The organism is Streptomyces sp. SCSIO 30461, from assembly GCF_037023745.1.
Lineage (GTDB): Bacteria > Actinomycetota > Actinomycetes > Streptomycetales > Streptomycetaceae > Streptomyces.
The window spans coordinates 1939134-1950946 of record NZ_CP146101.1; the positions used below are offsets into that span (position 1 = coordinate 1939134).

An 11813-nucleotide genomic window follows, 5' to 3' on the forward strand; every position below is an offset into this window, starting at 1 on the left:
ACAAGCGCTGAGAAGGACCCAGATGACCCGCGTGATCGCCGGTGCGGCCGGTGGACGCCGCCTGGCCGTGCCGCCGGGCAACGGCACCCGCCCGACTTCCGACCGGGCGCGCGAGGGCCTTTTCTCCACCTGGGAGTCGCTGTTCGGCACCCTGCGCGGTCTGCGGGTCGCCGATCTCTACGCCGGCTCGGGTGCCGTCGGGCTCGAAGCCCTGTCCCGGGGCGCGTCCCACGCCCTGCTCGTGGAGGCCGACAACCGCGCCGTCCGCACGGTCAGGGAGAACGTGCGCGCGCTCGCCCTGCCGGGCGCCGAGGTGCGCAGCGGCCGGGCGGAGCAGATCGTCCAGGGACCGGTGCCGGGTGACGCGTACGACATCGTGTTCCTCGACCCCCCGTACGCCGTGACCGATGACGATCTTCGAGAGATCCTCCTCACACTCCGCGCCGGGGGCTGGCTCGCGGACGACGCCGTCGTCACCGTGGAGCGCAGCACCAGGGGCGGCGAGTTCGACTGGCCGGACGGCATCGAACCGTTGAGGGCCCGTCGCTACGGCGAAGGAACGCTTTGGTACGGTCGCGCCGCCGCTACGTGCGAAGACGCACCATGACCGGACCGGAGAGCGAGGGACTTCAGTTGCGCCGCGCCGTCTGTCCGGGGTCGTTCGACCCCATCACCAATGGACATCTCGACATCATCGCCCGCGCCTCCAAGCTGTACGACGTCGTACACGTCGTGGTGATGATCAACCAGGCCAAGAAGGGCCTGTTCACCGTGGACGAGCGGATCGAGCTGATCCGCGAGGTCACAGCCGAGTACGGGAACGTCGAGGTGGAGGCGTACCACGGCCTGCTCGTCGACTACTGCAAGGAGCGGGACATCCCCGCCATCGTCAAGGGCCTGCGCGCTGTCAGCGACTTCGACTACGAGCTCCAGATGGCCCAGATGAACAACGGACTCTCAGGCGTCGAGACGCTGTTCGTCCCCACCAGCCCGACCTACAGCTTCCTGTCGTCCTCCCTGGTCAAGGAGGTCGCGGCTTGGGGCGGCGATGTGTCCCACCTGGTGCCCCCGGTGGTGCTGGCCTCGCTGACCGAGCGCCTTCCGCGGAAGTGACGCAGGGCCCCGGGTCCTGACTGAACGTCACCAGGTGTCGGACCCGGGCCGACTGCCCGTACAGTCGTCCCGTCCGGCTCTCCGAACCGGCAATCGGCTGTTGCGACTGTGTAGAGAGTGGCGAGCACACGGTGGACGTGCAGAAGAAGCTCGATGAGATCGTCGAGGCGGTCGGGAACGCCCGGTCCATGCCCATGTCGGCCTCGTGCGTGGTCAACCGCGCCGAGCTGCTCGCCATGCTCGAAGAGGTGCGTGAGGCTCTGCCCGGCTCGCTCGCCCGGGCCCAGGAGCTGATCGGCGACCGCGAGCAGATGGTCGCCGATGCCCGCCAGGAGGCCGCGCGGATCATCGAGGCCGCGCATTCCGAGCGCGGCTCCATGGTCTCCGGCACCCAGATCGCCCTGCAGTCGCAGGAGGAGGCCGACCGCATCCTCGCCGATGCCCGCCGTGAAGCCGCGGAGATCCGCGCGGAGGCCGACGAGTACGTCGACTCCAAGCTCGCCAACTTCGAGGTCGTGCTCAACAAGACCATCGGATCCGTCGACCGCGGGCGCGAGAAACTGCTGGGCCGCGCCCCGGCGCTCGGTGACCAGGGTTACGGCGACCCGGGCGACGACGACGCGCCCGAGTACAGCGCGGATCCGCAGACCCTGATCGGGCGGGCCGACGAGTACGTCGATGCCAAGCTCGGCGCCTTCGAGGCGGTGCTCAGCAAGACCCTGGAGGCGGTCGGACGCGGTCGGCAGAAGCTGCACGGCCGCATCGCCACCGACGAGCTCGGAGCCCATGTGGCCGCCCAGGACGCGGCGGGCACGCAGCAGACGACGACCAGTGACGCCGACTACCTCGCGGGGCTCGCGGAACTGGCCGACCCCGAGCCGCAGCAGTCGCAGCGCCAGCAGCCGTATCCGCAGGTGCAGCCGGAACAGCCCGTCCACATCCCGGCACAGGCACAGGCCGGACCGTATCCCGCGGACGCCGGTTACGGCGGTCAGCCCCAGGAGCCGTACGCCTACCAGCAGGATCCGTACGCCACCGGCGCCTACGGCGCCCAGCAGGGCTACACGCAGCAGTACGACCAGGGCTATGCCCAGCAGCAGTACGGCTACGAGCAGTACCAGCAGCAGCCGCAGCAGTACCAGCAGCCGCAGCAGCCGCCCGCGACGCAGCAGCTGGACGAGACGAGCTTCTTCGACACGAGCATGATCGACATGGAGCAGCTGCGCCGCTACGAGCAGGGCCGCTGATCCGCCGGGGACCGGCGTGACCGCGGGACCCGATTGGGCCAACGGCGAACGGTCCAGTATCCTGGCTCTTCGGTCGCGCGTGCGTGCAGCTCGGTGCTGCGCGGAAACCGTGACTCCTCTCGATCCCGTCGCACGACTCGAAAGCAGGAAGCGCCCTGAACGCCCGCCTCGACCATCGCAACCCTCTCGTGTTCGACACACACGAGCTGGGACGCCGTCCTGGTGCGCTCCAGCGGCTGACCCGCACGGTCGACGCGCCCGGTACGCCGGTCTTCGGTATCGAAGAGGTGATCGGGGTGCCTGCGGGCGCTCCGGTGGAGCTTGAGCTCCGCCTCGAATCCGTCATGGAGGGTGTGCTCGTCACGGGCACCGCCCGTGCCACGGCCGAGGGGGAGTGCGTAAGGTGTCTGGAGTCGCTGCGCCAAGAGGTGGCGGCGGACTTCCAGGAGATGTTCTCGTACCCTGACGCCGACGACCGGGGTCGCAGCCGCGCTGCGGAACCGGGCGACGACGCCGAGGACGAGGGCACTCTCTTCCTCGAGGACGGCCTGTTCGACCTCGAGCCCGTGCTGCGTGATGCGGTGGTGCTCGCACTGCCGATGCAGCCGGTGTGCCGGGAGGACTGTGCGGGACTGTGCCCCCAGTGCGGGGTCAGCCTCAATGACGAACCGGAGCACCAACACGACGCCGTCGACATCCGTTGGGCGGCTTTGCAGGGACTCGCCGATTCACTGGGAACCGGTGAGAAGGACAAGATGAGCGGCGACGCGCCTCGATCACCTCGCGCCGCCGAGAAGCAGGAGAAGTAGCCGTGGCTGTTCCGAAGCGGAAGATGTCGCGCAGCAACACGCGCCACCGCCGGTCGCAGTGGAAGGCTGCGGTCCCCACCCTGGTTTCGTGCGAGCGTTGCCAGGAGCCGAAGCAGCAGCACATCGCGTGCCCGAGCTGCGGCACCTACAACAAGCGCCAGGTCCTCGAGGTCTGAGCGGCTGGTGAGAGGCTCCATGTCTGACGCCGGTAAGCAGGCAGACAACGCAAGCGCAGCCTCGCCCCACACGCTTCTGGAAGGGCGGCTCGGGTATCCACTCGAGTCCGCCCTTCTGGTGCGTGCGCTGACCCACCGTTCGTACGCGTACGAGAACGGCGGTCTGCCCACCAACGAGCGGCTTGAGTTCCTCGGGGACTCGGTGCTCGGACTGGTGGTCACGGACACGCTCTACCGCACCCACCCGGATCTGCCCGAAGGCCAGCTGGCCAAGCTGCGGGCCGCGGTGGTCAACTCGCGCGCGTTGGCGGAGGTCGGGCGTGGCCTGGACCTGGGTTCCTTCATCCGGCTAGGCCGGGGCGAAGAGGGCACGGGCGGCCGGGACAAGGCGTCCATCCTTGCCGACACGCTTGAAGCCGTGATCGGCGCGGTCTACCTCGATCAGGGGCTCGACGCGGCGTCCGAGCTGGTGCATCGGCTCTTCGACCCGCTGATCGAGAAGTCCTCCAACCTCGGTGCCGGTCTGGACTGGAAGACCAGTCTCCAGGAGCTCACCGCGGCCGAGGGCCTCGGCGTGCCCGAGTACCTGGTCACCGAGACCGGTCCGGACCACGAGAAGACGTTCACTGCTGCTGCCCGCGTCGGTGGTGTCTCGTACGGCACCGGCACCGGCCGTAGCAAGAAGGAAGCGGAGCAGCAGGCGGCCGAGTCCGCCTGGCGGGCGATCCGCGCCGCGGCTGACGAGCGGGCCGCCGCGGAGAAGGCGGCTGCCGAGCAGTCCGCCACCGCTGAATCCGATGAACCCGCCTCCGAAGGGGTCGGCACTCCTTCCCGGCAGGCCACGGCCTGATCTGCGGCCCGAAGGCCTCTGCTGCACCCCGGTGCAGCAGAGGCCTTCGGATTTCCATCCGGATCTCGTACCCCCGCAGCCGCTCCAGGCTCCCATGGCGGGAGCCCGGGAGACCCGCCGTACCCCGCCGGAGGTACGCTGCGGGCGTCATAGCCCCCAGACCTCCCAAGGAGGAGCGCCCCGTGCCCGAATTGCCCGAGGTCGAAGTGGTCAGGCGTGGGCTGGAGGCCTGGGTCTCAGGGCGGGTCGTGTCCGAGACCGAGGTGCTCCACCCCCGGGCCGTTCGACGCCACTTCGGCGGGGCCGGGGACTTCGCGGCCCGACTCAAGGGACATCGGATCGGTGTCGTACGACGGCGCGGGAAGTACCTCTGGCTGCCGCTTGAGGGCAGCGGCGCGGCGATGCTCGGGCATCTCGGGATGAGCGGGCAGCTGCTGGTTCAGCCCGAGGCGGTGGCCGACGAGAAGCATCTGCGGATCCGCATCCGCTTCGACGACGCCCTCGGCACCGAGCTCCGCTTCGTCGACCAGCGAACCTTCGGCGGTCTTTCGCTGCATGACACCAGCCCTGAAGGGCTCCCGGATGTCATCGCTCACATCGCCCGGGACCCGCTCGATCGGGAGTTCGACGACTTTGCCTTCGTCACCGCCCTGCGCCGCAGACGTACCACCATCAAGCGGGCGCTGCTCGACCAGTCACTGATCAGCGGGGTCGGCAACATCTACGCCGACGAAGCCCTGTGGCGCGCCAGACTCCACTACGACCGTCCGACGATGAGCCTGAACCGTGCCCGCTCACTCGAACTCCTCGGGCACATTCGGGACGTCATGAACGCTGCCCTCGCCGTCGGCGGTACCAGCTTCGACAGCCTCTACGTCAATGTGAACGGCGAGTCCGGCTACTTCGACCGATCCCTCGACGCCTACGGCCGCGCGGGCGAACCCTGCCGGCGTTGCGGGACTCCCATGCGTCGGCGTCCTTGGATGAATCGCTCCAGCTACTTCTGCCCGCGCTGTCAGCGCCCGCCGCGCGTCTCGTCGTAGTACTCGCGCGCGGTGAGCACCTCGGGCATCCGGCTCTCCACCAGTTCGATCAGGCCGACGAGCTGCTCGGCGACCTGTCGGCCGAGCGGGGTGAGCTCGTAGTCGACCCGCGGCGGATTGGTCGGCTGCGCCTCGCGGTGCACCAGGCCGTCCCGCTCCAGCGCCTGAAGGGTCTGGGAGAGCATCTTCTCGCTGACGCCGTCGACCCTGCGACGCAGCTCGTTGAACCGGCAGCCCGACTCGTGGAGAGCGCCCAGCGTCAGACTGCCCCATCGGCCGGTCACATGCTCCAGCGCGCCACGGGAGGGGCACCCCCGGCTGAACACATCGAATGCGAGGTCTTCGGGGAGGTCTTCAAGGTCGTCAGCCACAGCACTCACCCTACGCCCGCGCTTCCCGCGCAGCAGGTGCTCACCGCAGGACAGCGCCTACGGTGAGCACAGCGGCGTCGGACCGGCAGCTCGGTCGGACCCGGCAGGCTCAGAGGCCGAGTTCCTGCGTCCACAAGGGGCCGCCGTCCGCGAAGGACACGCCGACTCCCATGGTCTGGTAGGCGCAGTTCAGCAGGTTCGCACGCTGGACGCCGTCGTTCATCCAGTGGCGCACCACCGTTTCGGCGTCGCCGGGGCCGCGGGCTATGTTCTCCGCCCCCAGGTTGCCGACGCCCATCTCGGCGGCCCGCTTCCACGGGTCGTCACCGTCCGGGTCGACATGGCCGAAGAAGCCGCGTGCCGCCATGTCCTCGCTGAACCGGTCGGCGAGCGCGGCGAGTGATCCGTCGGCGCGCAGCGGGCTGCATCCCACTCGGGCGCGTTCCTGGTTGACGAGCGTGAGCACCTCGGCCTCGGTCGCGGCTTCGCTCGTCGCCGCCGAAGAGGCATCGGTCGATGCCGATGCCGATGCCGTGGCGGTCGGTGAAGGGGATTCGGGCGAGCGCGAGGGCTCGGGGGCGAGGGTGCGCTCGGGGCCGGTCGGCTTTGTGACGGTCTTGTGCGGTCCGGCAGCCCGCGGGGTCTGCTGCTGCGGGGCCCTCCCCTCGCGCCGCTGCTCCTGCTCCGCCTCCGCTGTTGCCTTCGGCTTCTCCGGCGGGACGGTCCGGGAACCCGATGGTGCGGCGGCGCTCTTCGCCGGAGCCGTGGGCTTCGCCTCCGGCGCGGACGCCTTCGGGTGCGGCTGCTGCGACCTGGTCGGGGCTGGTGTCGCCGACGACTTGCCGCGGGTCGAAGACATGCCGGTCTCCCCGGCCGTGTCACCGGTCTTGGCGGTCCCGGATTCCCGGACCTGGAGTTCCCGGCTGCTGGAGCTGTTCTCGCCCAGCAGGAACTCCTTGCCTCCCGGCACTACGCCGGTGGCCGCAGCCACGGTGGCCACCGCCACAGCGGCGACGGCTGCGAGCAGCCCGGTGCGCACGGGCACCGCGGCCCGGTTCTTCCGGCGGTGGCGTCCCATCCGGTCGCCCTTTCTGTTGGCGAGTGATTTCACCCGTACGAGTGAGGTCAATGCGTGGCAATGTACGCCAATACGGACGTCGGCGATGTGATGCACGCACCATCGACCGGCTAGCTTGCGGGGCATGAATGAACATGCGCGCATCACGGTCTGGGTGCGCGGCCGCGTGCAACGTGTCGGCTTTCGGTGGTTCACCAGGGAAAACGCGCTGGAGATCGGCTGCCTCAAGGGCTTCGCGCTCAACCTCGACGACGGGCGTGTGCAGGTCGTGGCGGAAGGGCCGCGTGAGAATTGCCACCGCCTCCTGGAGTGGCTCCGCTCGTCCGACACGCCCGGGAACGTCGACGGCGTCACCGAGATCTGGGGTGCTCCCCGAGGTGGATACGACGGGTTCGCGATTCGCTGAGGAGGGGGTGAAGCGTGGCGGGCGTACGGCTGCACCGTGCGTTCATATCGGCGCTGACAGTGCATGTGTTCGATGAAGACGACCTGGTGGTTGCCAAGGATGGCCTTCACGTGCCAGGCTGCCGCCCTAAGGATGATCTCCTCACCCCAGGCCCCGCTGGAGAGCCTTGGTCGCGAAGCCCGCGCCCACCTGCCCCCGGGATGTCCATCGATACGGGGTGTGATCGTGTTGACCGTCAAACTTTTTGGTGAGACGCTGGAAGCCCCGCGCACCTTAGTTGTTTGGCGGTACGAACCGCAGTCATGACAAGCGCTGCCAAGCATCGCGGGTGCGAAAATCCCTCACGACCCACACCGCATCGGTCGGTCACTCAGTGTGGAGGACCATCCATCATGGCAAAGGCGCTTCTCGGTTACGTCGGCGGTTCCGACCCGCGACTTCTCGCCGAGATGCGACGGCTTCAGCAGCGCGTCCAGGATCTGGAGTCCGAGCTCGTACGGATCCAGTCCGAGAACGACGTGCTGAGTGCTGCCGCCGCACGTGGCGAGACGCTGCTTGAAGGCATCGACGTCAACGTACCCAAGGGCGAGCCGGCGCTCACCTGATGACAGCCCCCGTCGAGATCGAGATCAGGTGAGAAACTCTCGCTGGTAGGTATTGCAAGGGACGCTTCGGCGTCCCTTCTTTTTGCCTCCCCGTAGCCGTGTATTCCCGTGGCCCTACATCGCTGCCGGACTCCTGCATGCCCGTAGGCACTCGCCGCACGCGCCGCTTCCCGCGGCGCCCTGCGTCTCCCCGTCGTCAGATCCTTGCCGGTCCGCGTTCACCCCGCTTTACCGTCTGATCTGCCCTGCACCTTCATAGGTGAAACCGCGACCGAAAGGTAGAGTCCCCGGGCGTGCACCTCAAGGCCCTGACCCTGCGCGGGTTCAAATCCTTTGCGTCCGCCACGACACTGCGTTTTGAGCCGGGCATCACCTGCGTCGTGGGCCCGAACGGCTCAGGCAAGTCGAACGTGGTGGACGCACTCTCCTGGGTCATGGGTGAGCAGGGTGCCAAATCGCTGCGCGGCGGCAAGATGGAAGATGTCATCTTCGCCGGGACGACCGGGCGCCCGCCGCTCGGCCGCGCCGAGGTCTCCCTGACGATCGACAACTCCGACGGAGCGCTGCCGATCGAATACGCCGAGGTCACCATTACTCGGATCATGTTCCGCAATGGCGGCAGCGAGTACCAGATCAACGGGGACACGTGTCGGCTGCTCGATATCCAGGAACTGCTCTCGGACTCCGGTATCGGACGCGAGATGCATGTCATCGTCGGGCAGGGCCGGCTCGACTCCGTGCTGCACGCCGACCCGATGGGGCGGCGTGCGTTCATCGAGGAAGCCGCCGGTGTACTCAAGCACCGCAAGCGCAAAGAGAAGGCACTGCGGAAGCTCGACGCGATGCGGGCCAACCTCGCACGCGTCCAGGATCTGACGGATGAACTGCGGCGCCAACTCAAGCCGCTCGGACGGCAGGCGGCGGTGGCACGGCGGGCCGCGGTCATCCAGGCCGATCTGCGTGACGCTCGGCTGCGGCTGCTCGCCGACGATCTCGTACGGATGCGTGAGGCGCTGAAATCGGAGGTCGCGGACGAGGCCGCGCTCAAGCAGCGCAAAGAGACCGCGGAGCGGGAGCTGAGAGCCGCCCAGACCCGTGAGGCTGCTCTTGAGGACGAGGTGCGGCGGCTGGCGCCGCGTCTCCAGCGCGCCCAGCAGACCTGGTACGAGCTCTCGCAGCTGGCGGAGCGGGTGCGGGGCACCGTGTCACTGTCCGACGCCCGGGTGAAGAGCGCGACCTCCGTGCCCGCGGACGAGCGGCGTGGACGCGACCCCGAGGACATGGAGCGCGAGGCCGCCCGGATCCGAGCCCAGGAGGAGGAGCTGGAGGCCGCACTGGAGGCGGCCGAGCGCGCGCTTGAGGACACCGTGGCACACCGCGCCGAACTGGAGCGTGAACTCGCGGTCGAGGACCGCAGGCTGAAGGATGTCGCGCGGGCGATCGCCGACCGGCGCGAAGGCCTCGCACGATCGAACGGACAGGTCAACGCGGCCCGTTCGCGCGCGGCGTCGGCGCAGGCGGAGATCGACCGGCTGGCCGCGGCCCGCGACGAGGCGCGGGAGCGGGCGACCGCCGCCCAGGAGGAGTACGAGCAGCTCCGGGCCGAGGTCGACGGCCTGGAGGCGGACGATTCGGCCTTGGCCGGCGCCCACGACGAGGCCAAGCAGGAACTGGCGGCGGCGGAGGCCGCCTTGTCGGCGGCCCGCGAGGCCGCCACGGCGGCCGAGCGCCGGCGGGCTGCCCTGGCCGCTCGCCATGAGGCACTCGCTCAGGGTCTGCGCCGCAAGGACGGCACGGGCGCCCTGCTTTCGGCCGGTGACAGTCTCACCGGGCTGCTCGGCCCCGCCGCGGAACTTCTCACGGTCACACCGGGCTACGAGGTAGCCGTCGCGGCTGCGCTCGGCGTGGCAGCCGACGCGATCGCGGTACGGGACCCCGCCACCGCCGCCGAGGCTATTCGGCTGCTGCGCAAACAGGACGCGGGTCGGGCGGCCCTGCTGCTCTCGGTTCCGGCGCAGGGGTCCGCGGTGGTGGAGATCGCCGCGGCGCGCGGGGCGGCGGAGTCGGGTGGCTCGCCCGGAAGCGGGTCGTTGCCGACGGCGGTCATGGGGCAGCGGTGGGAGGCACGGGCCACCGGGACGCAGGCCGACGCGCAGCGCTTGGTGGCGCCCCGTACCTCGGTGGGCGGAGAACCCGATACCGAAAGGCTGATTCCCGCTCAGTCGGCAGGCTCCGCCCCTCGGGTGGCCGATCTGGTTCGCGGGCCTGCCGAGCTGCTGCCCGCGGTCGAGCGCCTCGTACGGGACATGGTCGTCGTAGGGACGCTGGACGAGGCGGAGGACCTGCTCACGGACCGCCCAGGACTGATCGCGGTGACAGTCGAAGGCGATGTGCTGGGGGCGCACTTCGCGTACGGCGGCTCGGCGGGGGCTCCGAGTCTGCTCGAAGTCCAGGCAGCCGTGGACGAAGCCGCGGCCGAGCTCGAGGAACTCGCCGTGCTGTGCGAGGAGCTGGGCGGGCGGCAACGGGACGCGTCCGGTCGGCGCGGGGAATGCGTCCGGCGGGTCGAGGAACTGGGGGAGCGGCGGCGCGCGGCCGACAAGGAGAAGTCGGGGGTCGCCCAGCAGCTCGGGCGGCTCGCCGGTCAGGCCCGGGGTGCTGCCGGCGAGGCCGAGCGCACGGCCGCCGCGGCGTCCCGCGCCGAGGAGGCGTTGGAGAAGGCGCTCTACGAGGCGGAGGAGCTGGCCGAACGACTGGCGGTGGCCGAGGAGGCTCCGGTCGACGAGGAGCCCGACACCTCCGTACGGGACCGGCTGGCGGCCGACGGCGCCAACGCCAGGCAGACCGAGATGGAAGCCCGCCTCCAGGTCCGTACGCACGAGGAGCGGGTGAAGGGGCTCGCGGGCCGCGCCGAAGCCCTCGACCGCGGCGCCCGCGCCGAACGCGAGGCGCGGGCTCGCGCCGAGCAGCGGCGCGCGCGGCTCCGCCATGAGGCGGCCGTCGCCGAGGCCGTCTCGCGTGGTGCTCGTCAGCTGCTCGCGCATGTCGAGGTCTCCGTCGTGCGGGCCGAGCGGGAGCGGGCGGCGGCCGAGGCCGCCAAGTCCGCCCGCGAGCAGGAGCTGACGGCCGCTCGTGGCGAAGGCAGGGAGCTGAAGGGCGAGCTCGACAAGCTCACCGACTCCGTGCACCGGGGTGAGGTGCTCGGCGCCGAGAAGCGGCTGCGTATCGAGCAACTGGAGGCGAAGGCCCTGGAAGAGCTCGGGGTCGAGCCCGGCGGGCTTGTCGCGGAGTACGGACCTGACCAGTTCGTGCCCGCGTCGCCGCCCGCCGAGGGCGAGGAACTGCCTGATGACCCGGAGCATCCGCGCAATCAGCCGAGGCCGTTCGTACGCGCGGAACAGGAGAAGCGGCTCAAGTCAGCCGAACGGGCGTATCAGCAGCTCGGAAAGGTGAATCCGCTCGCCCTTGAGGAGTTCGCGGCGCTGGAGGAGCGGCACAAGTTCCTGTCCGAGCAGCTCGAAGACCTGAAGAAGACCCGGGCCGATCTGCTCCAGGTCGTCAAGGAGGTCGATGAGCGTGTCGAGCAGGTGTTCACGGAGGCGTACCGGGACACCGCGCGTGAATTCGAAGGTGTGTTCTCGCGGCTCTTCCCGGGCGGTGAGGGGCGCCTTGTGCTGACCGACCCGGACGACATGCTGACCACCGGCGTCGATGTGGAGGCACGCCCGCCGGGCAAGAAGGTCAAGCGCCTCTCGCTGCTCTCCGGCGGAGAGCGTTCGCTGACCGCGGTGGCGATGCTGGTGTCCATCTTCAAGGCCAGACCGAGCCCGTTCTACGTGATGGACGAGGTCGAGGCGGCGCTGGACGATACCAATCTCCAGCGGCTCATCCGCATCATGCAGGAGCTCCAGGAGAGCTCCCAGCTGATCGTGATCACCCACCAGAAGCGCACGATGGAGGTCGCCGACGCGCTCTACGGCGTCTCCATGCAGGGTGACGGAGTCTCCAAGGTCATCAGCCAGCGCCTTCGCTGAGTGGTGCGTGGGGGGCGCGGGACACCACCCGCACACCTCGCGCGTCCTTTTATGTGGCTTTTGCTGCTTTTGTCATTTTCG

The 11813-nt window shown here is 69.5% G+C and carries 12 protein-coding genes; 10 read left to right on the forward strand and 2 right to left on the reverse strand.

The window, feature by feature from the left end; all coding sequences use genetic code 11:
• Positions 1-22: 22 nt before the first annotated feature.
• From rsmD to mutM, 7 genes are all read left to right on the forward strand, one after another.
• Entirely contained in the window at positions 23-607 is a 585-nt protein-coding gene (gene rsmD / locus V1460_RS08820; protein WP_338673166.1) for a 16S rRNA (guanine(966)-N(2))-methyltransferase RsmD, read from the forward strand.
• Positions 604-1113, forward strand: coding sequence for a pantetheine-phosphate adenylyltransferase (gene coaD, locus V1460_RS08825; protein ID WP_338673167.1), 510 nt, complete (start codon positions 604-606; stop codon positions 1111-1113). The genes rsmD and coaD overlap by 4 nt, the downstream gene beginning before the upstream one ends.
• A 131-nt stretch (positions 1114-1244) precedes the next feature.
• Positions 1245-2360 carry an ATP synthase F0 subunit B gene (locus V1460_RS08830; RefSeq protein ID WP_338673168.1) on the forward strand — a complete coding sequence of 372 codons (1116 nt, stop codon included), beginning with the start codon at positions 1245-1247 and terminating at the stop codon, positions 2358-2360.
• 155 nt (positions 2361-2515) lie between these two features.
• Positions 2516-3169, forward strand: a complete 654-nt coding sequence (locus V1460_RS08835; RefSeq protein ID WP_338677977.1) for a DUF177 domain-containing protein — start codon at positions 2516-2518, stop codon at positions 3167-3169.
• 2 nt (positions 3170-3171) lie between these two features.
• A complete protein-coding gene (gene rpmF / locus V1460_RS08840; RefSeq protein WP_026165248.1) occupies positions 3172-3345 on the forward strand; it encodes a 50S ribosomal protein L32 in 174 nt (57 codons plus the stop codon).
• Positions 3346-3364: 19 nt separating this feature from the next.
• Positions 3365-4195 carry a ribonuclease III gene (rnc, locus tag V1460_RS08845; RefSeq protein ID WP_338673169.1) on the forward strand — a complete coding sequence of 277 codons (831 nt, stop codon included), beginning with the start codon at positions 3365-3367 and terminating at the stop codon, positions 4193-4195.
• 182 nt (positions 4196-4377) lie between these two features.
• A complete protein-coding gene (gene mutM, locus V1460_RS08850; protein ID WP_338673170.1) occupies positions 4378-5238 on the forward strand; it encodes a bifunctional DNA-formamidopyrimidine glycosylase/DNA-(apurinic or apyrimidinic site) lyase in 861 nt (286 codons plus the stop codon).
• Here the strand turns inward: mutM and V1460_RS08855 are convergent.
• Positions 5211-5609 (reverse strand): helix-turn-helix domain-containing protein, encoded by a 399-nt coding sequence (locus V1460_RS08855; protein WP_338673171.1) that lies wholly within the window; start codon positions 5607-5609, stop codon positions 5211-5213. The two genes, mutM and V1460_RS08855, sit on opposite strands and share 28 nt — an antisense overlap.
• Before the next feature lie 109 nt (positions 5610-5718).
• On the reverse strand, positions 5719-6687 hold the full coding sequence (locus V1460_RS08860; protein ID WP_338673172.1) for a CAP domain-containing protein: 969 nt from the start codon (positions 6685-6687) through the stop codon (positions 5719-5721).
• A 124-nt stretch (positions 6688-6811) separates the two neighbouring features.
• On the opposite strand from V1460_RS08860, the gene V1460_RS08865 reads away from it, so the two are divergent.
• The 3 genes from V1460_RS08865 (at position 6812) to V1460_RS08875 (ending at position 11732) form a co-directional block, all read left to right on the forward strand.
• Positions 6812-7093 (forward strand): acylphosphatase, encoded by a 282-nt coding sequence (locus tag V1460_RS08865; RefSeq protein WP_338673173.1) that lies wholly within the window; start codon positions 6812-6814, stop codon positions 7091-7093.
• Positions 7094-7485: 392 nt separating this feature from the next.
• Positions 7486-7698: a hypothetical protein gene (locus V1460_RS08870; RefSeq protein WP_338673174.1), complete on the forward strand. Its 213-nt coding sequence runs from the start codon at positions 7486-7488 to the stop codon at positions 7696-7698.
• A gap of 293 nt (positions 7699-7991) precedes the next feature.
• On the forward strand, positions 7992-11732 hold the full coding sequence (locus V1460_RS08875) for an AAA family ATPase (RefSeq protein WP_338673175.1): 3741 nt from the start codon (positions 7992-7994) through the stop codon (positions 11730-11732).
• The last annotated feature ends 81 nt before the right edge of the window (positions 11733-11813 follow it).

What these genes read in the sequence shown, in the direction of transcription:
- rsmD (WP_338673166.1), top strand. Translation starts at nt 23, where the DNA reads ATGACCCGCGTGATCGCCGGTGCGGCCGGTGGACGCCGCCTGGCCGTG.
- coaD (WP_338673167.1), top strand. Translation starts at nt 604, where the DNA reads ATGACCGGACCGGAGAGCGAGGGACTTCAGTTGCGCCGCGCCGTCTGT.
- rnc (WP_338673169.1), top strand. Translation starts at nt 3,365, where the DNA reads ATGTCTGACGCCGGTAAGCAGGCAGACAACGCAAGCGCAGCCTCGCCC.
- V1460_RS08860 (WP_338673172.1), bottom strand. Translation starts at nt 6,687, where the DNA reads ATGGGACGCCACCGCCGGAAGAACCGGGCCGCGGTGCCCGTGCGCACC.
- V1460_RS08865 (WP_338673173.1), top strand. Translation starts at nt 6,812, where the DNA reads ATGAATGAACATGCGCGCATCACGGTCTGGGTGCGCGGCCGCGTGCAA.
- V1460_RS08870 (WP_338673174.1), top strand. Translation starts at nt 7,486, where the DNA reads ATGGCAAAGGCGCTTCTCGGTTACGTCGGCGGTTCCGACCCGCGACTT.